Source organism: Pseudomonas arabinosi (genome assembly GCF_047758675.1).
Classification (GTDB): Bacteria; Pseudomonadota; Gammaproteobacteria; order Pseudomonadales; family Pseudomonadaceae; genus Aquipseudomonas; species Aquipseudomonas arabinosi.
In genome coordinates this window covers 5,544,938-5,570,197 of record NZ_CP180480.1, presented here as the reverse complement: position 1 = coordinate 5,570,197, position 25,260 = coordinate 5,544,938, and the positions used below count along the sequence as shown (strand labels likewise).

22 protein-coding genes and 1 pseudogene are annotated in these 25,260 nt (G+C 60.2%); 17 read left to right on the top strand and 6 right to left on the bottom strand.

Translation table 11 applies throughout. From position 1 onward, the window contains the following. Position 1 precedes the first annotated feature (1 nt). Entirely contained in the window at positions 2-772 is a 771-nt protein-coding gene (locus tag ACMXYJ_RS25885) for a 2OG-Fe(II) oxygenase (RefSeq protein ID WP_415757462.1), read from the bottom strand. A 92-nt stretch (positions 773-864) separates the two neighbouring features. Beyond that, positions 865-1,491 (bottom strand): alanyl-tRNA editing protein, encoded by a 627-nt coding sequence (locus ACMXYJ_RS25880; protein ID WP_415757461.1) that lies wholly within the window; start codon positions 1,489-1,491, stop codon positions 865-867. A 91-nt stretch (positions 1,492-1,582) separates the two neighbouring features. Here ACMXYJ_RS25880 and ACMXYJ_RS25875 point away from each other — a divergent pair, with 91 nt between their 5' ends. Continuing rightward, complete coding sequence (locus ACMXYJ_RS25875; RefSeq protein ID WP_415757460.1) at positions 1,583-2,581, top strand: LysR family transcriptional regulator; 999 nt, start codon at positions 1,583-1,585, stop codon at positions 2,579-2,581. Between the two features lie 207 nt (positions 2,582-2,788). On the opposite strand, the gene ACMXYJ_RS25870 is transcribed toward ACMXYJ_RS25875, so the two are convergent. Together ACMXYJ_RS25870 and ACMXYJ_RS25865 are read right to left on the bottom strand one after the other, a co-directional pair. Beyond that, positions 2,789-3,196 (bottom strand): PA2817 family protein, encoded by a 408-nt coding sequence (locus tag ACMXYJ_RS25870; protein ID WP_008152400.1) that lies wholly within the window; start codon positions 3,194-3,196, stop codon positions 2,789-2,791. Between the two features lie 84 nt (positions 3,197-3,280). Then, positions 3,281-5,728 (bottom strand): acyl-CoA dehydrogenase, encoded by a 2,448-nt coding sequence (locus ACMXYJ_RS25865; protein WP_415757458.1) that lies wholly within the window; start codon positions 5,726-5,728, stop codon positions 3,281-3,283. Positions 5,729-5,977: 249 nt separating this feature from the next. Between ACMXYJ_RS25865 and ACMXYJ_RS25860 the strand changes: the two genes are divergently transcribed. From ACMXYJ_RS25860 to ACMXYJ_RS25845, 4 genes are all read left to right on the top strand, one after another. Beyond that, a complete protein-coding gene (locus ACMXYJ_RS25860) occupies positions 5,978-6,637 on the top strand; it encodes a transglutaminase-like domain-containing protein (protein ID WP_415757457.1) in 660 nt (219 codons plus the stop codon). Positions 6,638-6,680: 43 nt separating this feature from the next. Further along, on the top strand, positions 6,681-7,304 hold the full coding sequence (locus ACMXYJ_RS25855; RefSeq protein WP_415757456.1) for a glutathione S-transferase family protein: 624 nt from the start codon (positions 6,681-6,683) through the stop codon (positions 7,302-7,304). A gap of 133 nt (positions 7,305-7,437) precedes the next feature. After that, a complete protein-coding gene (locus ACMXYJ_RS25850) occupies positions 7,438-8,370 on the top strand; it encodes an ABC transporter ATP-binding protein (RefSeq protein ID WP_415757455.1) in 933 nt (310 codons plus the stop codon). Further along, positions 8,367-9,146, top strand: a complete 780-nt coding sequence (locus ACMXYJ_RS25845; RefSeq protein ID WP_010461900.1) for an ABC transporter permease — start codon at positions 8,367-8,369, stop codon at positions 9,144-9,146. Before ACMXYJ_RS25850 ends, ACMXYJ_RS25845 begins: the two co-directional genes overlap by 4 nt. 168 nt (positions 9,147-9,314) lie before the next feature. Here ACMXYJ_RS25845 and ACMXYJ_RS25840 read toward each other — a convergent pair whose 3' ends face one another. Then, positions 9,315-9,833 (bottom strand): DUF2062 domain-containing protein, encoded by a 519-nt coding sequence (locus ACMXYJ_RS25840; protein ID WP_415757454.1) that lies wholly within the window; start codon positions 9,831-9,833, stop codon positions 9,315-9,317. A 135-nt stretch (positions 9,834-9,968) separates the two neighbouring features. Between ACMXYJ_RS25840 and ACMXYJ_RS25835 the strand changes: the two are divergent. From ACMXYJ_RS25835 to ACMXYJ_RS25780, 12 genes and pseudogenes are all read left to right on the top strand, one after another. Next, positions 9,969-12,207, top strand: a pseudogene (locus ACMXYJ_RS25835) (DNA internalization-related competence protein ComEC/Rec2). A gap of 98 nt (positions 12,208-12,305) precedes the next feature. Further along, a complete protein-coding gene (locus ACMXYJ_RS25830) occupies positions 12,306-12,941 on the top strand; it encodes a MotA/TolQ/ExbB proton channel family protein (protein WP_415757453.1) in 636 nt (211 codons plus the stop codon). Continuing rightward, positions 12,938-13,369 carry an ExbD/TolR family protein gene (locus tag ACMXYJ_RS25825; RefSeq protein ID WP_109633873.1) on the top strand — a complete coding sequence of 144 codons (432 nt, stop codon included), beginning with the start codon at positions 12,938-12,940 and terminating at the stop codon, positions 13,367-13,369. The genes ACMXYJ_RS25830 and ACMXYJ_RS25825 overlap by 4 nt, the downstream gene beginning before the upstream one ends. Further along, positions 13,369-14,379 carry a tetraacyldisaccharide 4'-kinase gene (lpxK, locus tag ACMXYJ_RS25820; protein ID WP_415757452.1) on the top strand — a complete coding sequence of 337 codons (1,011 nt, stop codon included), beginning with the start codon at positions 13,369-13,371 and terminating at the stop codon, positions 14,377-14,379. The genes ACMXYJ_RS25825 and lpxK overlap by 1 nt, the downstream gene beginning before the upstream one ends. A 23-nt stretch (positions 14,380-14,402) precedes the next feature. Next, positions 14,403-14,588, top strand: a complete 186-nt coding sequence (locus ACMXYJ_RS25815; protein ID WP_007945752.1) for a Trm112 family protein — start codon at positions 14,403-14,405, stop codon at positions 14,586-14,588. Continuing rightward, positions 14,585-15,349 carry a 3-deoxy-manno-octulosonate cytidylyltransferase gene (gene kdsB / locus ACMXYJ_RS25810; RefSeq protein WP_415757451.1) on the top strand — a complete coding sequence of 255 codons (765 nt, stop codon included), beginning with the start codon at positions 14,585-14,587 and terminating at the stop codon, positions 15,347-15,349. The genes ACMXYJ_RS25815 and kdsB overlap by 4 nt, the downstream gene beginning before the upstream one ends. Continuing rightward, positions 15,349-15,813 carry a low molecular weight protein-tyrosine-phosphatase gene (locus ACMXYJ_RS25805; RefSeq protein ID WP_415757450.1) on the top strand — a complete coding sequence of 155 codons (465 nt, stop codon included), beginning with the start codon at positions 15,349-15,351 and terminating at the stop codon, positions 15,811-15,813. Before kdsB ends, ACMXYJ_RS25805 begins: the two co-directional genes overlap by 1 nt. Then, on the top strand, positions 15,810-16,829 hold the full coding sequence (murB, locus tag ACMXYJ_RS25800) for a UDP-N-acetylmuramate dehydrogenase (protein WP_415757449.1): 1,020 nt from the start codon (positions 15,810-15,812) through the stop codon (positions 16,827-16,829). Before ACMXYJ_RS25805 ends, murB begins: the two co-directional genes overlap by 4 nt. Positions 16,830-17,072: 243 nt before the next feature. Next, entirely contained in the window at positions 17,073-17,543 is a 471-nt protein-coding gene (locus ACMXYJ_RS25795) for a (2Fe-2S)-binding protein (protein ID WP_008152370.1), read from the top strand. Next, positions 17,540-19,861 (top strand): molybdopterin cofactor-binding domain-containing protein, encoded by a 2,322-nt coding sequence (locus ACMXYJ_RS25790; protein WP_415757448.1) that lies wholly within the window; start codon positions 17,540-17,542, stop codon positions 19,859-19,861. The genes ACMXYJ_RS25795 and ACMXYJ_RS25790 overlap by 4 nt, the downstream gene beginning before the upstream one ends. Beyond that, complete coding sequence (locus tag ACMXYJ_RS25785) at positions 19,861-20,844, top strand: XdhC family protein (RefSeq protein WP_415757447.1); 984 nt, start codon at positions 19,861-19,863, stop codon at positions 20,842-20,844. Before ACMXYJ_RS25790 ends, ACMXYJ_RS25785 begins: the two co-directional genes overlap by 1 nt. Continuing rightward, complete coding sequence (locus ACMXYJ_RS25780; RefSeq protein WP_415757446.1) at positions 20,841-21,434, top strand: nucleotidyltransferase family protein; 594 nt, start codon at positions 20,841-20,843, stop codon at positions 21,432-21,434. The genes ACMXYJ_RS25785 and ACMXYJ_RS25780 overlap by 4 nt, the downstream gene beginning before the upstream one ends. Before the next feature lie 66 nt (positions 21,435-21,500). On the opposite strand, the gene rne is transcribed toward ACMXYJ_RS25780, so the two are convergent. After that, complete coding sequence (gene rne / locus ACMXYJ_RS25775; protein WP_415757445.1) at positions 21,501-24,722, bottom strand: ribonuclease E; 3,222 nt, start codon at positions 24,720-24,722, stop codon at positions 21,501-21,503. Between the last annotated feature and the right edge of the window lie 538 nt (positions 24,723-25,260).

The following is a 25,260-nucleotide window of genomic DNA, read 5'->3' as shown; positions in this document are numbered from 1 at the left end:
CTCAACTCCAGAAAGTAAGGGGTGAAGCATTGCCGCGATAGCCGACAAAGAACGAAAGGCTCAAGCGCGGATCGGCCACGCCCGGTGTCACCGAGTGCATGCAGCGCGAATTGAACATGATGAAATCACCCGGCTCGGGAAGAATCTCCAGGGTCGGTGTTCCGAGCAGAGCCGGATCGATGCCGTAACTGTCGCCACGCATTTCGTCGAACTGGTCCGGGGAGATGTCGTGGTCCCACATCTGCAGTGCACCGCCCTCGGCGGGCATGTTCAGGTAAACATTGCAGGCGAACTGCGCTTCCAGGCTTCTGGCCTGGTAACTGTCCGGGGCGTCCTTGGCGAAAATGTCGTGGTGGGCCAGAAAACAAATCCCGGGTTTCACCACCCGGGACAGCCCGACATACATCTTGCGACCGTAGAGATTTTCCAGGTGCGCACCCGCCGGCCAGGACTCGTCGAGCATGCAGCGCAGGGTGTCGACGGGGGACGAAAAGGGCGCACACCGGTTGCGCAATTCCGCAATGTTGCGGGTGGCGCGTTCGAAATAATCTTCGATCAGCAGCGGCTGGTTTTCCGCTTCATAAAACGCCATGCCGATGCGACCGATGCTCGGCGCATTGATATAGCCTTCAAAACCCGGGGCGAGGATCTTGTCGCCAATCTGAATCGCCAGCGGCTTGGGCAACAAGCCTTTGACGCGGATGGCGAGGACTTCTTCGTTGGCCAGTTTTTTTATGCACGTCTCATCGAGACGCTCGACGTCAAGCATCATGTCTTAGGTCCATCTATCAGATAGTCAACAGAACCCGCGACCGCAGGTTCTCCCAGCGTCAGGCGATGACAGGAACGGCATCGCCCAAATGCTCAATCCACGCTGTAGTGGACTGACAACGTTCCCTTCTTCAGTGAAAGGGAAGCGATCGTGACCGTGCCCAAATCCTTCAGGCTTCGTACATGGGTGCCGCCGCAGCCGTAGGCGGGCAGGTCACCGAAACCGATTTCCCGGGCGCCTTCACGCATCGATGTCAGGCGTGGCAGATCACTGGCGATCCACTGCTCGATGCCGTGCTGAATCATCTCGGCATCGACCTCTTTTGCCGACTCTGCCGGTTTGAATTGCACGCGTCCTTCGCCCGGCCAGTGATGAGCCTTGATTGGCATCCAGCCCATGGCCTGGACGATGTGGCCGATCAAGTGGCCGGCGGAATGCATGCGTGAATTGAACTGACGGCGTTGTTCGTCGACCCGAATCTGAGTCATGCCCGGTTTTACCGGATGTTCGACGAAATGAATGATCCGGTCCGGATCCTGAACAACCCGCAGGACCCGGCTTTCGCCGATCCAGCCGGTGTCAAAGGGCTGTCCACCGCCCTGGGGATGAAACAACGTGGCGCGCAGCACTACGGCAAATTCGTTCTCGTGGGGCGTGCAATCCAGGACTTCCACATTGGCCTTGAGGTCATCACTATGGAAAAAGAGGCGAAGCGTCATAGTCCATGCCCTTATTAACAATTCTAATTTTTATTATATGGAGCGTGGAATTGCGTGATAATCCGTTCAAACCTCAAAGGACTGTTGCGCTGTGAGCATAAATCTTCCACTCCCGTTGCTCGGCGAAATGGCGATCTTCGTCAAGGTTGTCGAGACCGGCAGCTTCTCCGAGGCCGCTCGCCAGTTGGGTTCTTCACCCTCGGCGGTCAGTCGCAGCATTTCGCGCCTGGAGAAGGCGCTCGCCACCCGTTTGCTGCAGCGAACCACGCGCAAGTTGCGCTTGAGCGACGGTGGCGAAGAAGTGTTCAAGCGTTGCCAGGAAATGGTCAGCGCGGCCAAATCGGTGATGGAGATCAGCGGCCAGTTCACCCATGACGCGGAAGGACTGGTGCGCGTCAGTGTGCCGAAGGCGGTAGGGCGCTTCGTGATTCATCCGCATATGCCGGAATTTTTGCGTCGCTATCCCAAAGTGGATGTGGAGCTGTTACTTGAGGACCGCCAGGTGGATTTGATCGACGACAACGTTGATCTGGCGATTCGTATTACAGATCGGCCACCTGCTGGTCTGGTCGGTCGGCAATTGCTCACCATCGATCATATGCTCTGTGCAACGCCGCAATACCTGGCCGAACACGGCACACCGACCCATCCCCACGACTTGCTCAACCACAGCTGTATCTATCTGGGCGAAACCCCGAGCGATGCACGCTGGAAATTCAAGAAAGGCACCAAGGCTGTCACCGTTGGCGTGCGCGGACGTTATGCGGCCAATCACACTGGTGTGCGGTTGGGCGCGGTGTTGCAGCACATCGGGATTGGCAGCCTGCCGTACTTCACCGCACGTTATGCGCTGGAGCAGGGGCTGATCGTGCAGGTGTTGCCGGACTGGACTTTCCTGGCGTCTTACCACGGCGGTGCCTGGCTGCTGCATTCGCCGACACGTTATCTGCCACCGAAGTTACGGGTGCTGATCGACTATCTGGTGGAGTGCCTGGAAAGGGAGCCGACCTTGGGCAAGCCGGGTAAGCCAAATGCGTTGGGCAGGGGCGCAGCAGAGTATGAGTTGCCCGAGAGTGATGGGTTGCTCTGACAGACGCCTTCGCGGGCAAGTCGAACCGTCGCACCGCCGCTCCCACATTTAATCGGTGTTGGATACAAATTTTGCAATCAATGGAGATCCCCTGTGGGAGCGAGCTTGCTCGCGATGGCGTCAGCCCAGCCACCACATCTTTCGGCAATGCCACAAAAAAGGCCCGCATGTTCAACCATGCGGGCCTTTTGCATTTCTGACCGAGGATCAGTGCTTGCTGTCGTCTTTCGACATCGCCAGCAGCTGTTTTTCCTGGTTCCAGTCGAACGGCTCGTCGTTTTGTTCAGCTTCGAAACGACGTTCTTCCAGCGCCTGATACAAGTCGATTTCATCGTCGGGCATGTAATGCAGGCAGTCACCGGCGAAGTACCACAGCAGGTCGCGCGGGACCAGGTGAGCGATTTGCGGATAGCGGGTAATCACCTGGCACAGAATGTCCTGGCCCAGGTATTGGCTTTCGATCGGATCGACCGGCAGCAACGCACGCAGTTCGTCGAAGCGCTCCAGGAACAAGGCATGGCTTTCTTCGGGAACCTGTTCGGCCTCACCTACGGCGACCAGGATGCTGCGCAGGTGGTCGAGCAAGACAAGATGATCGGCAACGACATTGGACACGAGATAAGTCCTCAAGAGCAAAACGGGCGCGGGAGTATAAAGCCCCCGCGCCCTTTTTTACATGTGTAGAGGACGCTGGCTGGATCAGCGGACCTTTCCTTTGCCCAGCGCCAGTTCCTTTTTGTCGAAATCATCGACATCAATCACCTTGCGCCGCGCCGTTTCGGCCTCACGCAGGGTCTGCGCTTCCCCAGGCTGCAACACGCCAGCCTCAAGCGCTGCATCGATGACATGTTCCCCGGCGACCGGTTTGACCTGGCCGCTTTTGAGCGCGACATGAAGCTTTTTGCGCAGCGGTTGCGCGGCACTCAGCAGGTTACACGCATGTTGCAGGGCGCCGACCGGGTCATCAGTGGATTGCGGCCGGTAGCAACCGCCGAGCAACTCTTCCAGGGTCGGATCGCCCTTGGCACGGCCGATCACTGCCGCCACTTCGGCGCCGAGTTTGTCCGATGGTCCTTTGTGACGACGACCGAACGGGAACACGATCACCCGCAACAGGCAACCCAGCACCTTGTTCGGGAAGTTGGTCAGCAGTTCATCCAGCGCTCGTTCCGACTGACCCAGGCTTTCTTCCATGGCCCAGGTAAACAGCGGTGCCATGTGCTCCGGTGAATCGAGGTCGTGGTAACGCTTGAGTGCGGCGGAGGCGAGGTACATGTTGCTGAGCACATCCCCAAGACGCGCCGATAGACGTTCGCGTCGTTTCAATTCGCCGCCCAGCAGCATCATGCTCAAGTCGGCGAGCATGGCGAACGCAGCCGCCTGGCGATTGAGGGCGCGGAAGTAACCCTGGCTGAGCTTGTCGCCTGGCGCGTGTTCGAAGTGACCGAAACCAAGGTTCAGCACCAGCGTGCTGGCGGCGTTACTCACGGCGAAACCGATGTGTTTGAGCAGCAGGCCATCAAACTCGGTGAGTGCCTGGTCCTTGTCTTCACGACCGGCGAGAGCCATTTCCTTAAGCACGAAGGGATGGCAGCGAATCGCACCCTGACCGAAAATCATCAGGTTGCGCGAGAGAATGTTCGCGCCTTCCACGGTGATGAAAATCGGCGCGCCATTCCAGCTGCGACCGAGGTAGTTGTTCGGCCCCATGATGATTGCCTTACCGCCATGAACATCCATGGCGTGGCTGATGCACTCGCGGCCGCGTTCAGTGAGGTGGTACTTGAGAATCGCCGACAGCACCGATGGTTTCTCGCCCAAATCCACCGCATTGGCGGTGAGCATCCGCGCGGCGTCCATCATCCAGGCGTTGCCGCCGATACGGGCCATCGCTTCCTGAATACCTTCGAAGGCCGACAGTGGAACATTGAATTGTTCACGGACCTGAGCGTACTGGCCGGTCACCAGACTGGTGAACTTGGCGGCGCCGGTGCCGACCGCTGGCAACGAAATCGAACGCCCGACCGACAGGCAGTTCATCAGCATCATCCAGCCTTTGCCGAGCATTTCCTGGCCGCCGATGAGGAACTCCAGCGGTACAAAGACATCTTTGCCGGAGTTCGGGCCGTTCATGAATGACGCGCCCAACGGCAAGTGGCGGCGGCCGATTTCGACACCGGCGGTATCGGTCGGAATCAACGCCAGACTGATCCCCAGGTCTTCCTCCTCACCCAGCAAGTGATCCGGGTCATAGGCCTTGAATGCGAGGCCGAGCAGCGTGGCGACAGGACCCAGTGTGATGTAACGCTTTTCCCAGTTCAGACGCAGGCCCAACGTTTCCTTGCCTTCCCATTCACCTTTGCAGATCACCCCGGTGTCGGGCATGGAGCCCGCATCAGAGCCGGCCAGTGGCCCGGTCAGTGCGAAGCACGGGATGTCATCGCCGCGCGCCAGTCGTGGCAGGTAGTGGTTGCGTTGCTCGTCGGTGCCGTAATGCAGCAGCAGTTCGGCCGGACCGAGGGAGTTGGGGACCATCACGGTAGAGGCAAGGTCGCCGCTGCGGGTCGCCAGTTTCATCGCCACCTGGGAGTGGGCGTAGGCGGAGAAACCTTTGCCGCCGAACTCCTTGGGAATGATCAGGGCAAAGAAGCCGTTTTCCTTGATGTAGGCCCAGGCTTCGGGAGGCAGGTCCATGGTTTGACCGATCTGCCAGTCGCTGACCATGGCGCAGAGTGCTTCGGTCGGGCCGTCGATAAAGGCCTGTTCCTCTTCGCTCAACTGCGCTTTTGGATAGGACAGCAGTTTGTTCCAGTCCGGGCGACCGCTGAACAGTTCGCCGTCCCACCACACGGTGCCGGCTTCAATGGCATCGCGTTCGGTTTCCGACATCGGCGGCAGGGTTTTCTGGAACCAGCTGAACAGCGGCGCGCTGAAAAATTTGCGGCGCAGGTCGGGCAACAACAATGGCGCAGCCGCGGCCGCGATCAACACCCAGAAAACCAGCAACAGCCAGCCTGGCGCGTGGCTGAAAACACCCATCGCCACCAGGTAGACGGCAACGATACCCAAGGCAGGCAGTGGAGCGATGCGTCGGTGGGCTAAATAAGCAATCCCGACAACCAGAACCAGTATCCACAACAGCAGCATATTTAATCCTCCGTGAAACCAGGGCAAAACCAACGTTCAGAGCTTAGACGGCATCCGCAAAACAGGGTGGTCAGAGCGATGTGATTGAATTCGTGGGAAACCATGGATGAGTTTTGTAGGCCCGGTGGGCAACAGGCCGCGGAAATCGTTCGTTGGGCGGGCGGCAAAGCGCCCATGTTTGGCCGAAACGTCGTTATCTCTGTGCTGAACGTGTCGCTAGACTCGTGGCTCCCCCAGGAGATTGTTCTCATGCACGAGTATCTGAGTGCCGGCCGCTTCATCGATAGTGACCACCCGTCGTTGGTGGAGTTCGCCGAAAAACATCGCGGCAGTCGTCGCGATCCTCTAGAGCAGGCGATCAATCTCTATTACGCCGTGCGCGAAGCCGTGCGTTACAACCCTTACACCTTCAGTCGCGACCCGGATACCTTGTGCGGCAGTTATGCGTTGGCAGCGGGGGAGAGTTATTGCGTGCCCAAAGCCACGCTACTGGCAGGTGCAGCCCGACATTGCGGGATTCCCGCGCGGATCGGTCTGGCGGATGTGCGCAATCATTTGTCGACGCCACGGCTGCTTGAACTGCTCAAGAGCGACGTGTTCGCCATGCACGGTTATACGGAGCTTTACCTGAACGACCGCTGGGTCAAAGCCACGCCAGCGTTCAACCAAGGCTTGTGCGAACTGTTCAATGTCGCACCACTGGAATTCGACGGCATCAACGACAGCGTTTTCCATCCGTTCAATCGCGACGGCGAGCCATTGATGGAATACCTGATCGACCACGGCCAGTTCACCGACGTGCCTGAAACGTTCTTTTTCGAGCACCTGGAGAAGTGCTATCCGCATCTGTTCAGCGACACACTGCCCGTGCTGCTGGGTGACATGCAGAGCGATTTGAGTCGCGCCTGATCCGGCGTATGCTGCCTGCGCATTCATTCATAAAGAGGCGGTCATGCTGAAGATCTGGGGTCGGAAAAACTCGTCGAATGTCAGAAAACCTTTGTGGGCCGCCGAGGAGCTGGGCCTGGCCTATGAGGCCATCGACGCCGGTGGCGCCTTTGGTGTGGTTGATACGCCGGAGTACCGCGCGATGAACCCCAATGGTCGCGTGCCGGTGATTGAAGACGAGGGTTTCGTGCTGTGGGAATCCAACGCCATCGTGCGTTACCTGATGGCTCGCCACGCCAACGGCACCGCCTGGTATCCAGAGGATCTGCAGGCCCGGGCTTCTGCCGACAAGTGGATGGACTGGACCACTTCAAGTTTTGCCGGGCCGTTCCGCACGGTGTTCTGGGGCGTATTGCGCACGCCGGAAGACAAGCAGGACTGGCCGGCCATCAACGCTGCGATCAAGGAGTGCGATGGCCTGCTGTCCATGGCCGATCAGGCGTTGGCGACCCAACCGTACCTGTCCGGCGATGAGATCGGCATGGGCGACATTCCTCTGGGCAGTTTCATTTATGCCTGGTTCGAGATGCCGATCGAGCGCGCACCGCAGCCTCATTTGCAAGCCTGGTATGCACGTCTGAAACAGCGTCCGGCGTATCAGAAAGCGGTTATGACCGCGTTGACTTAATACTCACTATCGACACACTTGACTGTACTTGTGTGGCGGCGACAAGCACCATTGCGCTCATGCGCCGCGGTTGTATTGGTCGCCGCCCGCCCTTATTTGTCCCTTTCTTCCCTTCTTGGTGCGTAAATCCGATATGAGTTCCGCTCTGTCCATCCGGCAGCTAACCAAAACCTACGGCAACGGTTTCCAGGCCCTGAGTGGTATCGATCTGGACGTCGCCGAAGGTGACTTTTTCGCCTTGCTCGGCCCCAACGGCGCCGGCAAATCCACGACCATCGGCATTCTCTCGACCCTGGTGAACAAGACCAGCGGGACGGTGAATATCTTCGGTCACGACCTGGACAAGAATCCTGCGCAGCTCAAGCGCTCCATCGGCGTGGTGCCTCAGGAATTCAACTTCAACCAGTTCGAAAAAACCTTCGATATTGTTGTGACCCAGGCCGGTTATTACGGCATCCCGCCGAAAATCGCCAAGGAACGCGCCGAGCAGTATCTGACCCAACTGGGCCTGTGGGACAAGCGCGATACGCCGTCGCGTTCGCTGTCTGGCGGCATGAAGCGTCGACTGATGATCGCCCGAGCGCTGGTTCACGAACCGCGCCTGCTGATCCTCGACGAACCGACGGCGGGTGTGGACATCGAACTGCGTCGCTCGATGTGGACGTTCCTCACTGAGCTCAACAAGAAAGGCATCACCATCATCCTCACCACCCACTACCTGGAAGAGGCTGAGCAGCTGTGCCGCAACATCGGCATTATCGACCACGGCACCATCGTCGAGAACACCAGCATGAAACAGTTGCTCGGCCAACTGCATGTGGAAACGTTCCTGCTCGACCTGAAAAACACTTTGCAAACCGTGCCGCAGTTGCTCGGTTACCCGACCAAGCTGCTCGACAGCCACACCCTTGAAGTTCAGGTCGACAAGGCCATGGGCATCACCGCGCTGTTCACCCAATTGGCGCAGCAGAACATCGAAGTGTTGAGCCTGCGTAACAAAACCAATCGCCTCGAGGAGTTGTTCGTGTCCCTGGTGGAGAAAAATCTGTCGAAGGTGGCGGTATGAGTTCCGAGCTGCAACCCAACCTCGTTGCCCTCAACACCATCGTTTACCGAGAGGTCAAACGCTTTACCCGGATCTGGCCGCAGACGCTGCTGCCGCCGGCCATCACCATGGTTCTGTACTTCGTCATCTTCGGCAATCTGATCGGCCGGCAGATCGGTGACATGGGTGGTTTCACCTACATGGAGTACATCGTGCCGGGGCTGATCATGATGTCGGTGATCACCAACTCCTACGGCAACGTGGTCTCGAGTTTCTTCGGCAGCAAGTTCCAGCGCTCCATCGAAGAATTGATGGTGTCGCCCGTGTCGCCGCATACGATTCTGATCGGCTACACCCTGGGCGGCGTGCTGCGCGGCTTGATGGTCGGGCTCATCGTGACCCTGCTGTCGCTGTTCTTCACCGAGTTGCAGGTGCATCACCTGGGCGTGACCATTCTGGTGGTGGTGCTGACGGCAACGATCTTCTCGCTGCTGGGCTTCATCAACGCCGTGTTTGCGCGCAACTTCGATGACATCTCGATCATCCCGACGTTTGTGCTGACACCGCTGACCTACCTGGGCGGGGTGTTCTACTCGATTTCCTTGCTGCCACCGTTCTGGCAGACCGTGTCCCTGGCCAACCCGGTGCTGCACATGGTCAACGCCTTCCGTTACGGCATTCTTGGCGTTTCGGACATCAGGATCAGCGTAGCGATCACCTTCATGCTGGTGGCGACTGTGGTGTTGTATATCGGTTGTGCACGGCTGCTGGTCAGTGGCCGCGGGATGCGTACCTAAGAGATACCAAGTCGCCTGCATCGTCGGAACGCCGCCCGGACCAAGCTCACTCCCACACTGGATCTATGTCGTAACGAAGATCCCCTGTGGGAGCGAGCTTGCTCGCGATGGCGTCAGTCCATACACCGCAAAAAACAACGGCCTCCCACTGTGGAGGCCGTTTTGCGTTTACTGCATCCGTTTCTTCTGCCGCCGCCGCCACTGCCGCCCGACCCACCAGCGCCAGTACATCATGGTCAGGCAATAGGCGAGCGCGCCGAGCACCAGTCCCGTCACCACCGAGCCGAGTAAAAACGGCTGCCAAAGCGTCGAGAGTTCGCCGCTGATCCATTCCCAGGTCAGCTCGTCCGGCAAATGGCGGGCAGGAACGTCCATCAGCCAGGCACCGGTCTGGTAAGTGCAGAAGAACACCGCCGGCATGGTGATCGGGTTGGTCAACCAGACCAGGCTGACCGCAATCGGCAAGTTGCCGCGCACGATGATGGCGAGAATGGCGGCGAGCAGCATCTGCAACGGAATCGGCAGAAACGCCGCAAACAGACCCACAGCCATGGCCCGTGCGACGGAATGGCGGTTGAGGTGCCAGAGGTTCGGGTCATGCAGCAGGGTGCCGAGAAAGCGTAAGGACTTGTGTTCCCTGATGCTGATCGGGTCTGGCATGTAACGTTTGAATAAGCGCCGGGGCATAAGGCTTCTCGGTCGGTTAAGGCGGCAAGTATGTCTGGATTCTATGAGCCGCCCATTCAGACTTTGTGACAATTAATAACGATGCCTGTGCGATTAGCCGGCTATGCCTAGGAGGGGACTCTCAAGGACGGGCGTATGCGCACAGGGATGATGGCGCTGGCGTTGGGTCTGTTGATCCTGCGTTTTTTACCGGTATTACCGCCGGTCTGGTTATGGATATTGCTGCCGGTCATCGGTTTGATGTTGCTGCCGTTTCGCAGCTATCCACTGGCATTCTTCCTGTTTGGCTTCAGTTGGGCAGGCGCGAATGCTCAGTGGGCGCTGGATGATCGGCTGCCGGTGAGCCTCGATGGCGAAACCCGTTGGGTCGAAGGTCGGGTGACGGGATTGCCCCAGAACAATGAGGCCGTCGTGCGTTTCGAGTTGGCGGACGCCCGGTCGCGACACGGCAAGGTACCGAAACGGCAAGGTACCGAAACGGCTGCGCCTGGCCTGGTATGACGGGCCGCCGGTCAACAGCGGCGAACAGTGGCGACTGGCGGTCAAGTTGAAGCGTCCTGCGGGGCTGCTCAATCCACATGCCTTCGATTACGACGCCTGGTTGCTGGCGCAACGCATCGGCGCTACCGGGACGGTCAAGGATGGCCAGCGACTCAAGGAAGCCCAATGGGCCTGGCGCGACGGCATCCGCCAGCGTTTGCAGGCCGTGGACGCCCAAGGGCGAACAGGTGCGCTGACGGCGTTGGTGCTGGGGGACGGCGCCGGACTGAGTCGCGAAGACTGGCAGGTGCTGCAAGACACCGGCACCGTCCATCTGTTGGTGATTTCCGGACAGCACATCGGGTTGTTGGCAGGGCTGGTGTATTTGCTGATCGCCGGATTGGCCCGTTATGGCCTGTGGCCGAAACGCTTGCTTTGGTTGCCGTGGGCCTGTGGGCTGGCGTTCGTGGCCGCTCTCGGTTACGGGCTGCTGGCCGGTTTCGAGGTGCCGGTGCGGCGGGCCTGCGTGATGATCGGCCTGGTGCTGTTGTGGCGCCTGCGATTTCGTCACCTCGGCGCCTGGTGGCCGCTGTTACTGGCGCTCGACGGTGTTTTGCTGCTCGACCCGCTGGCGAGTCTGCAACCTGGATTCTGGTTGTCATTCGCGGCGGTGGCGGTATTGATCTTCACCTTCGGTGGTCGGCTGGGCCCATGGCGTTGGTGGCAAACGTGGACCCGCGCCCAATGGCTGATCGCGATCGGTCTGTGCCCGTTGCTGCTGGTGCTCGGGTTGCCGATCAGTCTCAGCGGGCCGGTGGCCAATTTGCTCGCGGTGCCATGGATCAGCCTGGTCGTGCTGCCTCCGGCATTGCTGGGTACGTTGTTGTTGCCTCTTCCTTATGTAGGCGATGGGTTGCTGTGGTTGGCAGGAGGTTTGATCGACCTTTTGTTCAAGGGCCTGACGCTGATGGCCGGGCAATTGCCCGCGTGGGTGCCGGTGGCGATCCCGTTGTGGATATGGGCACTGGGAACACTTGGTGCCTTTCTACTATTAATGCCTCGGGGTCTGCCGTTTCGCTCGTTGGGTTGGCCGATGCTGCTGTTGCTGGTTTTTCCGCCCCGGCAGGTCTTGCCTGAAGGCATCGCCGAAGTCTGGCAGCTGGATGTCGGCCAGGGTTTGGCCATCCTGGTGCGCACCCGTCATCACACACTGTTGTATGACACCGGGCCACGTTTCGGCGATTTCGACCTGGGCGAGCGGGTGGTGCTGCCGGCATTACGCAAACTGGGCGTGGAGGGGCTCGACTTGATGCTGATCAGCCATGCCGACGCCGATCATGCGGGCGGCGCCCGGGCTGTTGCCAATGGCCTGCCGGTGAAACGGGTGGTCAGTGGCGATCCCCTGGCGCTGCCGGTCGAGTTGCAGGCAGAAGGCTGCGAAAGCGGCAAGCAATGGGTCTGGGATGATGTGAGGTTCCAGCTCTGGCAATGGTCTTCGGCCAGCGACAGCAATCAAAAATCCTGCGTCCTGCAGATAGAGGCCAACGGTGAACGTCTGTTACTGACAGGTGATATAGATGCCGCAGCCGAGCGGGCGCTGCTCGACAGTCCACTGGCCGTCACCACTGATTGGTTGCAGGCGCCGCACCATGGCAGTCGCAGTTCATCTTCCATGGCGTTGCTTGCCGCGTTGCAGCCCCAGGCGGTGTTGATCTCCCGCGGTCAGGGAAATTCATTCGGTCATCCCCATCCCACGATCATGGCGCGCTATCGAAAGCGTGGCATATCGATCCATGACAGCGCCGAGCAGGGTGCCATCCGTCTGCAACTGGGACGCTTCAAGCCGCCATGGACGATGCGTCAAGAACGGCGTTTCTGGCGCTCTGCGCAGTAACCCGAAGTGATTAAAGACCGACTGGATGCGACATCACAGTCTTCGGTGTGCTCACCCCCTATGTTAGAGTGGCGCACTTTTTCGAGGGGACTGTCACTGTGTGGGAATTGGTCAAATCCGGCGGATGGATGATGATACCGATCATTCTGAGTTCCATCGCAGCCATGGCGATCGTCGCCGAACGTCTCTGGACCCTGCGAGCCAGCCGTGTGACCCCGGAGCATTTGCTCGGGCAGGTCTGGGTCTGGATCAAGGACAAACAACTCAATAAAGACAAACTCAAGGAGCTGCGCGCCAACTCGCCGTTGGGCGAGATCCTGGCTGCTGGCCTGGCCAACTCCAGGCATGGTCGCGAGATCATGAAAGAGTGCATAGAAGAAGCCGCCGCGCGAGTGGTTCACGAGCTCGAACGCTACATCAACGCGTTGGGCACCATCGCCGCCATGGCCCCGTTGCTGGGTCTGTTGGGGACGGTGCTCGGTATGATCGACATTTTCAGCGCGTTCATGGGCACGGGCATGGGCACTAACGCTGCGGTGCTGGCCGGTGGTATTTCCAAGGCCCTGATCACCACGGCCGCGGGCCTGATGGTCGGCATCCCGGCGGTATTCTTCCACCGGTTCCTGCAACGCCGCATCGATGAACTTGTGGTGGGCATGGAGCAGGAAGCGATCAAACTGGTCGAGGTGGTACAGGGTGACCGTGATGTTGACCTGAATGGGGGCAAAGCGTGAAATTCCGCCGTAAACCGCGGGAAACGGTAGACATCAACCTCGCGTCGCTGATCGACGTGGTGTTTATCCTGCTGCTGTTTTTCGTTGTCACGACCACGTTTACCCGTGAAACCCAGTTGCGCGTCGATCTGCCGGAAGCGGTCAGCGGTTCGCCTGCCGAAGACCAGCAGGTCAAACACCTGGACGTTGCCATCAGTGCCGAAGGCGCGTTCTCGGTGAATAATCAGGTATTGCCAAAGAACGACCTGGCGACGCTGATGGACGCGCTACAGAAAGAATCCAATGGCGACACCAACCTGCCGCTGTCCATCAGCGCCGATGGCAAGACCCAGCATCAGTCCGTCATCACAGCCATGGACGCCGCCGGTAAACTCGGTTTCAGTCACCTGCGCATGACCACTGTCGAGGCGGCGCCGCCCGCGCCCTGATGGCCATGTCCGATCGCTTGCTCGCCGCGTGGTACCAAGGTCATCCGGCCCTGAAGCTGTTGCAGCCGCTGGAGTGGCTGTATCGGCGCGTGGTCATGAACAAGCGCAAGCGTTTTCTGGCGGGTGAGGGCGAGATCTATCAACCACCGGTGCCGCTGATCGTGGTCGGTAACATCACCGTCGGCGGTACCGGCAAGACGCCGCTGATTCTGTGGATGATCCAGCACTGTCAGCGCAGCGGTTTGCGGGTCGGCGTGGTCAGTCGGGGTTACGGCGCCAAACCGCCACAATTGCCGTGGCGGGTTGAGGCGGATCAAAGCGCCGATATCGCAGGCGACGAACCGCTGTTGATCGTCCAGCGCACCGGCGTCCCGTTGATGATCGACCCGGACCGCAGCAGCGCCGTCAAAGCGCTGCTGGCGAGTGAGCCACTGGACCTGATCCTGTCTGATGACGGCATGCAGCATTACCGATTGGCCCGCGACCTTGAACTGGTGCTGATCGACGCCGCCCGCGGCTTGGGCAACCAGCGCTGCCTGCCCGCCGGACCATTGCGTGAGCCGGCCGAGCGCCTGCAAAGCGTCGACGCGGTGCTGTACAACGGTGCCGATGCTGATCGCGACGGCGGTTTTGCCTTCCAGCTTCAACCCACCGAATTGATCAACCTGCACAGCGGTGAACGGCGTCCCCTCGACCACTTTCCCGCTGGCCAGGCGCTGCACGCCGTGGCCGGGATCGGCAATCCGCAGCGTTTCTTCACAACCCTTGAAACGCTACACTGGCAGCCAGTTCCGCATGCGTTTGCCGACCACGCCGAATACAGCGTGCAGGCCTTGAATTTCACACCGTCATTGCCGTTGGTGATGACCGAAAAGGACGCGGTGAAGTGCCGTGCCTTCGCCGCTGCCGATTGGTGGTACCTGGCGGTCGATGCTGCGCCATCGCCGGCCTTCGTGGCCTGGTTCGATACGCAGCTGATGCGCCTGTTGCCGGCTCGTCTTTTGCCTTAAATCCATTTATCCAGGGAATGCTCATGGACACCAAATTGCTCGATATCCTCGCTTGCCCGGTCTGCAAAGGCCCGCTCAAGCTCAGCGCCGACAAAACCGAGCTGATCAGCAAGGGCGCAGGCCTGGCTTACCCGATTCGCGACGGCATCCCGGTGATGCTCGAAACCGAAGCCCGTACCCTGACCACCGACGAGCGTCTGGATAAATGACCACAGACTTTACCGTTGTCATTCCATCGCGTTACGCCTCCACCCGCTTGCCGGGCAAACCGCTGCTGCTGATCGCCGGCAAGCCGATGATCCAGCACGTCTGGGAACAGGCGAGCAAAAGCAGTGCTCAGCGCGTGGTGGTTGCCACTGACGATGCGCGCATCGTCGAGGCCTGCAACGGGTTTGGCGCCGAAGTGGTGCTGACCCGCGAAGATCACAATTCCGGCACCGACCGTTTGGCCGAAGTCGCCGCGAAGCTGGGCTTGGGGCCCGACGCCATTGTGGTCAACGTTCAGGGTGACGAACCGCTGATCCCTCCGAGTGTGATCGATCAGGTTGCGGCCAACCTGGCCGCCCACACCGAAGCGCGCATGGCCACGCTGGCCGAGCCGATCGAAGACGTGGAAACCCTGTTCAATCCCAACGTGGTCAAGGTTGTCAGTGACCTTAATGGCCTGGCGCTGACTTTCAGTCGTGCCACGTTGCCGTGGGCCCGGGACGCGTTCGCCAAAAGCCGCGAGCAATTGCCGGAAGGCGTGCCGTATCGTCGGCATATCGGCATCTATGCCTACCGCGCCGGTTTCCTGCATGACTTCGTCAGCTGGGGCCCGTGCTGGCTGGAAAATACCGAATCCCTGGAACAACTGCGTGCCTTGTGGCACGGCGTGCGGATTCACGTCGCCGACGCGCTGATCGCACCGCCGACCGGCGTCGATACTGTCGAAGACCTTGAGCGCGTTCGTCGCCTGCTGGAGGCCTGATGCGGGTTTTGTTTGTCTGCCTGGGCAACATCTGCCGTTCGCCCACGGCTGAAGGCGTGTTGCGACACAAACTGCGTGAAGCGGGGCTGGCCGATCAAATCGAAGTCGCCTCCGCTGGCACCGGTGACTGGCACGTCGGCAAGGCCCCGGACAAGCGCAGCCAGGCGGCGGCCAAGCTGCGCGGTTATGACCTGTCCGCTCAGCGCGCCCAGCAAGTGTCCCGCGCCGATTTCGCCACCTACGACCTGATTCTGGCGATGGACCACAGCAACCTGCGCAACCTGAAGGCCATGCAACCGGCCAAGGGCAAGGCCGAGCTGGATCTGTTCCTACGTCGCTACCAGTCGGAAATCGATGAAGTGCCGGATCCGTATTACGACGGCGACCAAGGCTTCGAGCAGGTGCTGGACCTGATCGAGCGCGCCAGTGAATTGCTGGTGATCGAATTGAAGGGACGGTTATGAGTTTGCAGGTGCGCGCCCAGGTATCGCTCAAACCGTTCAACAGCTTTGGAGTCGACGTTCAGGCCCGGCTGTTTGCCGAAGCCCACAGCGATGCCGATGTGCGTGAAGCCCTGGCTTATGCGGTGGAACATGACGTGCCGCTGCTGGTGATTGGCGGTGGCAGCAACTTGCTGCTGACGGCCGATATCCAGTCGCTGGTGCTGCGCATGGCCACGCGCGGGATTCGCATCCTGAGCGATGATGGCAGCAAAGTCGTGATCGAAGCCGAGGCTGGCGAGCCTTGGCATCCGTTCGTGCAGCACACCCTGGCGCAGGGGTTGTCGGGCCTGGAAAACCTCAGCCTGATCCCCGGCACTGTCGGCGCGGCACCGATGCAGAACATCGGCGCCTATGGTGTGGAGATCAAGGACGTATTCGCCGGCCTGACCGCTCTGGATCGCCTGACCGGCAACCTGCGGGACTTCACCCTGGAAGAATGCAACTTCGCCTACCGTGACAGCCTGTTCAAACAGGAACCGGGCCGTTGGTTGATCCTGCGGGTTCGTTTCATCCTGGACCGCGCCGCGCATCTGCATCTGGAGTACGGCCCGGTGCGTCAGCGCCTGACCGAGCAAGGTATCGATCACCCGACCGCCACCGATGTCAGCCAGGCGATTTGCAGCATTCGCAACGAAAAACTCCCGGACCCGGCAGTGCTGGGCAATGCCGGCAGCTTCTTCAAGAATCCTTTGGTGCCAGCGGCGCTCGTCGCGCAACTCAAAGGTGAATACCCGGATCTGGTGGCCTACGCGCAACCCGACGGGCAGATGAAACTGGCGGCGGGCTGGCTGATTGAACGGGCCGGCTGGAAAGGTTTCCGTGATGCCGATGCCGGCGTGCATAAATTGCAGGCGCTGGTGCTGGTCAACTACGGGAACGCGACGGGTTTGCAATTGCTGAACCTGGCGCAACGCATCCAGAAAGACATTTCAGAACGTTTCCATGTTGACCTGGAAATGGAGCCCAATCGGTATTGAGGCTACGCTTTCAAGACTGATCTCAAAGCCCTGCACACGTTTAACGGTGCAGGGCTTTTTTGTTAATGCTGGGTTAACTTAGCCACCTAACGATGCAAACGTTTGCTCCACCAAAGGCCCGATGCAGGCGCTATCGCCCGCATAAGAGAGCCTCATTAGCCTGAGCCGATCTGCGTGATGCCAACCGCCAACCCTTGGCGGCAGATTGCTCGACCCCATAACCAATAATATGCGGGCGTGCCCATGATTACCCTGAAGCTCAATGGTCAAGACCATCAACTCGACGTTACCGAGGACATGCCGCTGCTCTGGGCGATCCGCGACGTGGCCGGTTACAACGGCACCAAATTCGGCTGCGGCATGGGCCTGTGTGGCGCCTGCACCATTCATATCGAAGGCGCTCCGGCGCGCAGTTGCATCACGCCGATCGGTTCGGTAGTCGGCCAGAACGTCACCACCATCGATAACCTGCACGCCGACCCGGTCGGGCAAGTCGTCCAGCAAGCCTGGCTCGACACCGCCGTGGCCCAGTGCGGTTTCTGTCAGGGCGGGCAGATCATGTCCGCCACGGCGCTGCTCAAGACCAACCCGAACCCCAGCGACGAACAGATTGAAGAGGCGATGGTCGGCAATATTTGCCGCTGCGGCACTTACAACCGCATCAAGACCGCCATCCGCCAGGCATCCACTCACCTGAAGGAGGCCAAGGCATGAGCCAGTTACCGAATGATTTCGCGCTGAGCAACCTCAGTCGCCGTGGTTTCCTTAAGGGCGTTGGCGCCACCGGTGCGCTGGTACTGGTGGCGAGCTGGGGCTGGCAAGACGCTTTCGCTGCCGAGAAAGAGAAGAAGTTCGGCGCCGATGGCATGCCCAACGGCTGGATTGATGATCCGAAGGTTTACGTCAGCATTGCCGCTGACGGCATGGTGACCGTGGTCTGCAATCGTTCGGAAATGGGCCAGGGTGTGCGCACCAGCCTGACGATGGTGGTGGCCGATGAGCTGGAAGCCGACTGGGCGATGATGAAGGTGCAACAGGCGCCGGGCGACGAAGTGCGCTTCGGCAACCAGGACACCGATGGCTCGCGCAGCATGCGCCACTGGTACGAGCCGATGCGTCGCTGCGGGGCTGCCGCGCGGACCATGCTCGAACAAGCGGCTGCAGAGCAGTGGAAAGTGCCGGTCAGCGAATGCCATGCGCAGCTGCATAAAGTCATCCATAAACCGTCCGGCCGTGAATTGGGTTACGGCGCTTTGGCCGCTGCAGCCGGTGCGTTGGCAGTGCCAGCGCGTGACAGCCTGCGGCTCAAGCAGCCGTCGGAATTCCGCTATATCGGCAAGGAAGGCACCAAGGCTATCGACGGCGCCGACATCGTCAATGGCCGCGCCATTTACGGTGCAGACGTTCATTTCGACGGCATGCTCTACGCCACCATTGCGCGCCCTGCGGTGTACGGCGGCAAGGTTAAGTCCGTCGACTCCAGCGCCGCGATGAAAGTCCCGGGTGTGATCAAGGTCGTGCAGATCGAAGGCCATCCGCTGCCGTCGGAGTTTCAGCCGTTGGGCGGTGTTGCCGTGGTCGCCAGTAATACCTGGGCGGCGATCAAGGGTCGCGAGGCGTTGAAAATCGAGTGGGACGATGGCCCCAACGCCAGTTACGACTCGATCGCCTACCGCAAGGAAATTGAGGCAGCATCCCTCAAACCCGGCAAAGTGGTGCGCAATACCGGCAACATCGACGAAGCCATGGGCAGTGCCAACAGCACGCTCGAAGCGTCCTATTACCTGCCGCACCTCACGCAGGCGCCGATGGAACCGATGGTCGCCATCGCCCGCTTCAAGGACGGTGTGTGCGAAGCCTGGGCCCCAAGCCAGGCACCCCAAGTCTCCCGGGAACGAATTGGCGAACGCCTCGGCATTCCGTTCGATAACGTCACCTTTAACGTCACCTTGCTGGGCGGCGGTTTCGGTCGTAAATCCAAACCGGACTTCATCATCGAAGCCGCCATCCTTGCCAAGGAATTCCCTGGCAAGGCAGTGCGGGTGCAATGGACCCGTGAAGACGACATCCACTGTTCCTATTTCCACACGGTGTCGGCCGAATACCTGAAAGCCAGCCTGAACAAGGACGGCCTGCCGTCCGGCTGGTTGCACCGCACCGTGGCGCCGAGCATCACCGCGTTGTTTGCGCCGGGCATGAACCATGAGGCGGCCTTCGAGCTGGGCATGGGTTTTACCAACATGGCTTACGCGATTCCCAACGTGCGCCTGGAAAACCCGGAAGCGACGGTCCATACCCGCGTCGGCTGGTATCGCTCGGTGTCGAACATTCCTCACGGGTTTGCGATTCAGAGCTTTGTCGATGAGCTGGCGCACAAGGCCGGCCAGGATCCGCTCAAGTACCAGATCAAATTGCTCGGCCCAGACCGGCAGATCGATCCGCGCACCTTGAGTGAAGAGTGGAACTACGGCGAATCCCCTGAGCGTTACCCGATCGACACGGCGCGGATGCGCACGGTGCTGGAAACCGCTGCGAAAGCTTCCGGTTGGGGGCGCGAGTTGCCCAAGGGCCGAGGCCTGGGGCTGGCAGTTCATTACAGTTTCGTGACCTATGTGGCGGCGGTGATCGAGGTCGAAGTCAAAGACGACGGCACCCTGATCGTGCACAAGGCCGACATCGCGGTGGATTGCGGTCCGCAGATCAATCCCGAGCGGATCCGTTCACAGTTCGAAGGCGCCTGCGTGATGGGGTTGGGCAATGCTGTGCTGGGGGAAATCAGCTTCAAGGACGGCAAGGTCCAGCAGGACAACTTCCACATGTACGAAGTGGCGCGCATGTCCCTGGCGCCGAAGGAGGTCGCGGTTCATCTGGTCACGCCACCGGGTGATGTGCCATTGGGCGGTGTCGGTGAACCGGGCGTGCCACCGATTGCGCCGGCACTGTGCAACGCAATCTTTGCCGCCACCGGCAAGCGCATCCGTGACCTGCCGGTTCGCTATCAGCTGCAAGGTTGGCAGAAGGCGCAAGCCTGATGGACAGCGTCGATCTGAACGTCCTGCGCAGCGTGCTGGAATGGCGCCGCGCCGGTCAGCGGGTGGTGTTGTACAGCGTGGTCCAGACCTGGGGCACCGCGCCTCGGGCACCTGGCGCCATGTTGGCCTTGCGTGAAGATGGCGTGGTGATTGGCTCGGTGTCCGGTGGTTGTGTCGAAGACGATTTGATTGCCCGGCTGCACGACGGTCGTATTCCAGCCGATGGGCCGCCGGTGCAATTGATCACCTACGGCGTCACCCGTGAGGAGGCGGCACGCTTCGGTTTGCCGTGCGGCGGCACCTTGCGCCTGACCGAGGAGCGGGTCGGCGATCCGGCTTGGGTCGCCGAGTTGCTGGTGCGCTGCGAGGCGCATGAAATCGTGGCTCGCTCACTCTGTGTCGAGACGGGTGAAGTCATTCTGCAGCCGGCTGACAAGACGGATGTGCTGACGTTCGATGGCAAGACGCTGCGGGCCATTTACGGTCCGCGTTGGCGGCTGTTGCTGATCGGTGCGGGGCAGTTGTCCCGTTATGTCGCCGAGATGGCACGTTTGCTGGATTTCGAAGTGCTGATCTGCGATCCGCGCACCGAGTTTGTTTATGGCTGGGAAGAGCAGCACGGGCGATTTGTTTCGGGTATGCCCGATGAAGCGGTGCTCAGCATCCAGACTGACGAGCGTACGGCCATCGTCGCGCTGACCCACGATCCTCGACTCGATGACATGGCGCTGCTCACGGCTTTGGACTCCAAAGCGTTTTATGTCGGTGCGCTGGGTTCCCGGGTCAACAGCCTTAAGCGCCGGGATAACCTCGCTCAGCTAGGCTTGTCACCTGAGGCAATCGAACGGCTGCATGGTCCGATCGGTTTGCACATCGGCAGCCACACCCCGGCGGAAATCGCCTTGTCGCTGCTGGCCGAAATCGTGGCGATCAAGAACGGCGTCGAGCTCAAACAGAAGAAGCCGTTGCAGGAGGTCGTATGAGCGAACCCATCGGCGTCATCGTGCTGGCGGCGGGGCAGGGCAGTCGGTTTCGACAGGAGGCCGGTGCAGAGAAGGACAAGCTGGTGGCGGATTGTACGGGGCGCGAGGGCGCTGTGCATTCGATGATCGAGCAAGTGCTGGTGAATGTGCCGGCCTCCCTTGAGAAGCGCGTCCTGGTGACCACTGTCGATCGACCGCAAGTGATCCGTATGGCCAAGGCTTATGGTTGTGAGATTGTGCTGATCGAATCGACCGGCATGGGTGACAGCATCGCGGCCGGGGTGGCGGCGTGTCCGCAGCTCGGCGGCTGGCTGATTGTGCTGGGGGATATGCCGTTTATCTTGCCGTCGAGTATTGAACGTGTGGTGGCGGGGATTGCTGATGACGCCGTCAGCGTTCCGGTGCATCAAGGCGAGTATGGGCATCCGGTGGGATTTGGGCGCAGTTTCGGTCCGGCGTTGATGGCGTTGTCCGGTGATCGAGGGGCCAAGGCGTTGTTTGCGCAGGCGAGGGTGGTCGAGGTGGCCGTGGACGATCCTGGGGTGTTGTGGGATGTGGATGTGCCAGAGAAATTGATCTACCTGCAATGACAGAACCACAGACATAAAAAAGCCCCGCCTGGATCACCAGGCGGGGCTTTTTAGTGGCCGATGGAATCAGACGAGAGGTTTAGGCTCGTGTTCTTTTTCCAGGGCTTGTTCGTGTTGCTCTACCGCTTCCTGAACGGAGCGCGGTGCTTCGTCGATCACCGATTCAACGGGTTCGACAGCAGCGACTTCAGCAGCCGGGGCAGGTGCTGCCTCGACGACTTCAGCGACAACCGGTGCTGGTTCGACAGCCGCCGGAGCAGCAGCGGCAGCCAGTTCGGCTTCCTTCTGCAGACGCTCCTCTTCACGCTTGCGGCGACGCACTTCACGTGGATCGTTCGGCGCACGGCCACTCGGCGTCAGGGCGCTGACAGGGGCGGCTTCGACTTCCGGTGCGGCCACTTCGGCAACAACCGGCGCTTCAACCACCGGAGCAGGCTCGGCAGCAGCAACCACTGGCTCGGACACCATGGCCTCGGCTACTGGCGCTTCGGCGGCGGCAGGCTCGGCAACCCAGTTGAACGCGGTTTGCTCTTCACGAGCTTCACGGACAGCTTCGGTCACTGTTTCGCTGGCTGTTTCGACAACCGGTTCTGCGGCAACCACTGGCTCAGCGGCAGCTTCAAATACAGGCTGTGCTTCACGAACCGGGGCGACTTCGATTTCCGGCGCCGCGGTGGCTTCGACCGGAGTCGTTGCTTCAACCACTGGCGCTTCCACTGGAGCAGTTTCCAGGGTGGCGGCAGTTGCGCGTTCGGCTTGCTCGTTAGCCTGTGCTTCGGCTGGAGCGCTGATCACGGTGCTGGCAACGGCTGCGGTAACAGCCAGGCCGGCGGCCAGATCGGCAGCGCTTGGCGCTTCGTTGGTTTCGGCAGCTTCGTTACCTTCGGCGGACTCGGATTCTTCCGAACCTTCGATCACATTACCGTTGGCATCGCGTTGACGCTCACGACGGTTGCTGCGACGACGCTGGCCACGGGAGCGGCGGCGTGGACGATCGCCTTCGGCGCCTTCCTGACCGTCTTCCTGCAGTTGCTCTTCGTTGGTCACCAGCTCTTCTTCAGCTACTGCGGCAGCGGCCTGCTCGGCACGTGGCTGGCGTTCTTCACGCGGTGGGCGTGGAGCACGTTCTTCACGTGGCTGACGGGCTGGACGCTCTTCAGCAGTAGCAGTAGCGGTAGCAGCAGCAGCGGCAGGAGCAGCAGGAGCAGCATCAAGAGGCTCGCGCAGTTCACGAACCGGACGCTCTTCACGATCGCCACGTGGCTTGCGATCTTCGCGAGGAGCGCGCGGTGCACGTTCTTCGCGAGGGGCGCGTGGTGCGCGCTCTTCACGTGGAGCACGTTCTTCGCGGGCGACTGCTACTGCTGGCGTTTCTTCGCGGGCTTCGCGTGGCTCACGCGGTGCGCGCTCTTCACGCGGTGCACGTTCCTCGCGAGGCTTGCGTTCTTCATCGCGGCGACCATTACGGTTGCGGCTCTGCTGACGACCGTTGCGACGCTCTTCGTTGCGGGCCGGACGCTCGGTGGTTGCCGGTTTTTCAACAACAACCGGAGCAGCAGGCTCTTCCTTGGTCGCGAACAGGCTGACCAGCGACTTCACCAGACCTTTGAACAGGCTTGGCTCTGGCGCGGCGGCCGGTGCGGCAACAGGGGCGGCAGCGACGACTTCGGTCGGAACCGGAGCGTTGGCGCGGGCCGGAGCGGTCTTGACCGCGGCTTCCTGGCGAACCAGGGTGCGGGTCGCAGCGGCTGGCTGGACTTCTTCGACTTCGGCAGCGGCAGCAGCGATTTCGTAGCTGGACTGACCGACCGCGGCTTCCGGGCTGTCATCGCGCAAACGCTGCACTTCGAAGTGCGGCGTTTCGAGGTGATCGTTCGGCAGAATGACGATGCGGGCACGGGTGCGCAGTTCGATCTTGGTGATCGAGTTGCGTTTTTCGTTGAGCAGGAACGCGGCGACCGGGATCGGCACTTGTGCGCGAACTTCGGCAGTGCGGTCTTTCAGGGCTTCTTCTTCGATCAGGCGCAGAATCGCCAGCGACAGCGATTCAACGTCACGGATGATGCCGGTGCCGTTGCAACGCGGGCAAACGATGCCGCTGCTTTCGCCCAGCGATGGACGCAGGCGCTGACGGGACATTTCCAGCAGGCCGAAGCGCGAGATGCGACCGACTTGCACGCGAGCACGGTCGGCTTCCAGGCATTCGCGGACTTTCTCTTCCACGGCGCGCTGGTTCTTGGCAGGGGTCATGTCGATGAAGTCGATGACGATCAGGCCGCCGATGTCGCGCAAGCGCAACTGACGGGCGATTTCTTCGGCGGCTTCAAGGTTGGTCTGCAGAGCGGTTTCTTCGATGTCGCTGCCTTTGGTGGCGCGCGCCGAGTTGATGTCGATGGACACCAGGGCTTCGGTCGGATCGATAACGATGGAACCACCGGAAGGCAGTTCAACGACGCGCTGGAAAGCGGTCTCGATCTGGCTTTCGATCTGGAAACGGTTGAACAGCGGTACGCTGTCTTCGTACAGCTTGATCTTGCTGGCGTACTGCGGCATCACCTGGCGGATGAAAGTCAGGGCTTCGTCCTGAGCTTCAACGCTGTCGATCAGCACTTCGCCGATGTCCTGGCGCAGGTAATCGCGGATAGCGCGGATGATCACGTTGCTTTCCTGGTAGATCAGGAACGGCGCGGAGCGATCCAGCGAGGCTTCTTTGATGGCGGTCCAGAGTTGCAGCAGGTAGTCGAGGTCCCACTGCATTTCTTCGCTGCTGCGGCCCAGGCCCGCAGTGCGAACGATCAGACCCATGTCGGCTGGTGCAACCAGGCCGTTCAGGGCTTCACGCAGTTCGTTGCGCTCTTCACCTTCGATGCGACGGGAGATACCGCCGGCACGCGGGTTGTTCGGCATCAGAACCAGGTAACGACCGGCCAGGCTGATGAAGGTGGTCAGGGCTGCGCCCTTGTTGCCACGTTCTTCTTTTTCGACCTGAACGATGACTTCCTGGCCTTCGCTCAGGACGTCCTTGATGTTGACGCGGCCTTCTGGGGCTTTCTTGAAGTATTCGCGGGAGATTTCTTTGAGGGGCAGGAAGCCGTGGCGCTCAGAGCCGAAATCGACAAAGGCAGCCTCAAGGCTTGGTTCGATGCGAGTAATCCGGCCTTTATAGATGTTGGCCTTTTTCTGCTCGCGTGCACCGGATTCGATGTCCAGGTCGTAGAGGCGTTGGCCATCTACCAGTGCAACACGCAACTCTTCGGGTTGAGTTGCGTTAATCAGCATTCTTTTCATGTAGTACCGTCGGTTTCCGGGCTGCCGGAAACGGCGTTCGGCACACACGACTTCTCATGGTCGGTGTCAGGTGCGTCAGGAGTGGTTGGACACTCCAGTGTCTAGCGAACCCCGACCAATTGGGCCGGCGTCGCGACGTACGCGTCCTGCTTGCTGTGGCTACTTAAGCACTCAGTCAGGAGGAGGAATCAACCAGCGGCTGTGGACGAGATGAAGCGTCTTGATAAAGCCTATTGCTACACAGTCCAGCGGTTGTGCATCTCCACCCTACACGTATCCCTGATAATTCGGGTGCTGCCGCGCGCAGAATCCGCAGCGGGTTGGCATTTACCGTGAGCTCCGAAAGGGGAGGTCACGCATCATGGCTAATTTAGGCGTTGTTTCCGAAGCGTTCGCTCGGGGTTGTTCGTAGCTGACTGCACTTTGTGAACTGGCCGTGAATATTTGCTCGCAAGGCGAGTGAAAACTCTGCTTTGCGGCATGCTTCAGGCCTCATGTCACCTGCGCTCGTTACAACTGCAAACTCTACCGTTTCGTA

Excerpts from the sequence above, each read along its gene's own strand:
- ACMXYJ_RS25790 (WP_415757448.1), top strand. The coding sequence starts at position 17,540 with ATGAGCCAGTTACCGAATGATTTCGCGCTGAGCAACCTCAGTCGCCGT.
- ACMXYJ_RS25780 (WP_415757446.1), top strand. The coding sequence starts at position 20,841 with ATGAGCGAACCCATCGGCGTCATCGTGCTGGCGGCGGGGCAGGGCAGT.
- ACMXYJ_RS25785 (WP_415757447.1), top strand. The coding sequence starts at position 19,861 with ATGGACAGCGTCGATCTGAACGTCCTGCGCAGCGTGCTGGAATGGCGC.
- murB (WP_415757449.1), top strand. The coding sequence starts at position 15,810 with ATGAGTTTGCAGGTGCGCGCCCAGGTATCGCTCAAACCGTTCAACAGC.
- ACMXYJ_RS25850 (WP_415757455.1), top strand. The coding sequence starts at position 7,438 with ATGAGTTCCGCTCTGTCCATCCGGCAGCTAACCAAAACCTACGGCAAC.
- ACMXYJ_RS25815 (WP_007945752.1), top strand. The coding sequence starts at position 14,403 with ATGGACACCAAATTGCTCGATATCCTCGCTTGCCCGGTCTGCAAAGGC.
- ACMXYJ_RS25795 (WP_008152370.1), top strand. The coding sequence starts at position 17,073 with ATGATTACCCTGAAGCTCAATGGTCAAGACCATCAACTCGACGTTACC.
- ACMXYJ_RS25885 (WP_415757462.1), bottom strand. The coding sequence starts at position 772 with ATGATGCTTGACGTCGAGCGTCTCGATGAGACGTGCATAAAAAAACTG.
- ACMXYJ_RS25855 (WP_415757456.1), top strand. The coding sequence starts at position 6,681 with ATGCTGAAGATCTGGGGTCGGAAAAACTCGTCGAATGTCAGAAAACCT.
- ACMXYJ_RS25860 (WP_415757457.1), top strand. The coding sequence starts at position 5,978 with ATGCACGAGTATCTGAGTGCCGGCCGCTTCATCGATAGTGACCACCCG.
- ACMXYJ_RS25805 (WP_415757450.1), top strand. The coding sequence starts at position 15,349 with ATGCGGGTTTTGTTTGTCTGCCTGGGCAACATCTGCCGTTCGCCCACG.
- rne (WP_415757445.1), bottom strand. The coding sequence starts at position 24,722 with ATGAAAAGAATGCTGATTAACGCAACTCAACCCGAAGAGTTGCGTGTT.
- ACMXYJ_RS25840 (WP_415757454.1), bottom strand. The coding sequence starts at position 9,833 with ATGCCCCGGCGCTTATTCAAACGTTACATGCCAGACCCGATCAGCATC.
- kdsB (WP_415757451.1), top strand. The coding sequence starts at position 14,585 with ATGACCACAGACTTTACCGTTGTCATTCCATCGCGTTACGCCTCCACC.
- lpxK (WP_415757452.1), top strand. The coding sequence starts at position 13,369 with ATGGCCATGTCCGATCGCTTGCTCGCCGCGTGGTACCAAGGTCATCCG.
- ACMXYJ_RS25845 (WP_010461900.1), top strand. The coding sequence starts at position 8,367 with ATGAGTTCCGAGCTGCAACCCAACCTCGTTGCCCTCAACACCATCGTT.
- ACMXYJ_RS25880 (WP_415757461.1), bottom strand. The coding sequence starts at position 1,491 with ATGACGCTTCGCCTCTTTTTCCATAGTGATGACCTCAAGGCCAATGTG.
- ACMXYJ_RS25865 (WP_415757458.1), bottom strand. The coding sequence starts at position 5,728 with ATGCTGCTGTTGTGGATACTGGTTCTGGTTGTCGGGATTGCTTATTTA.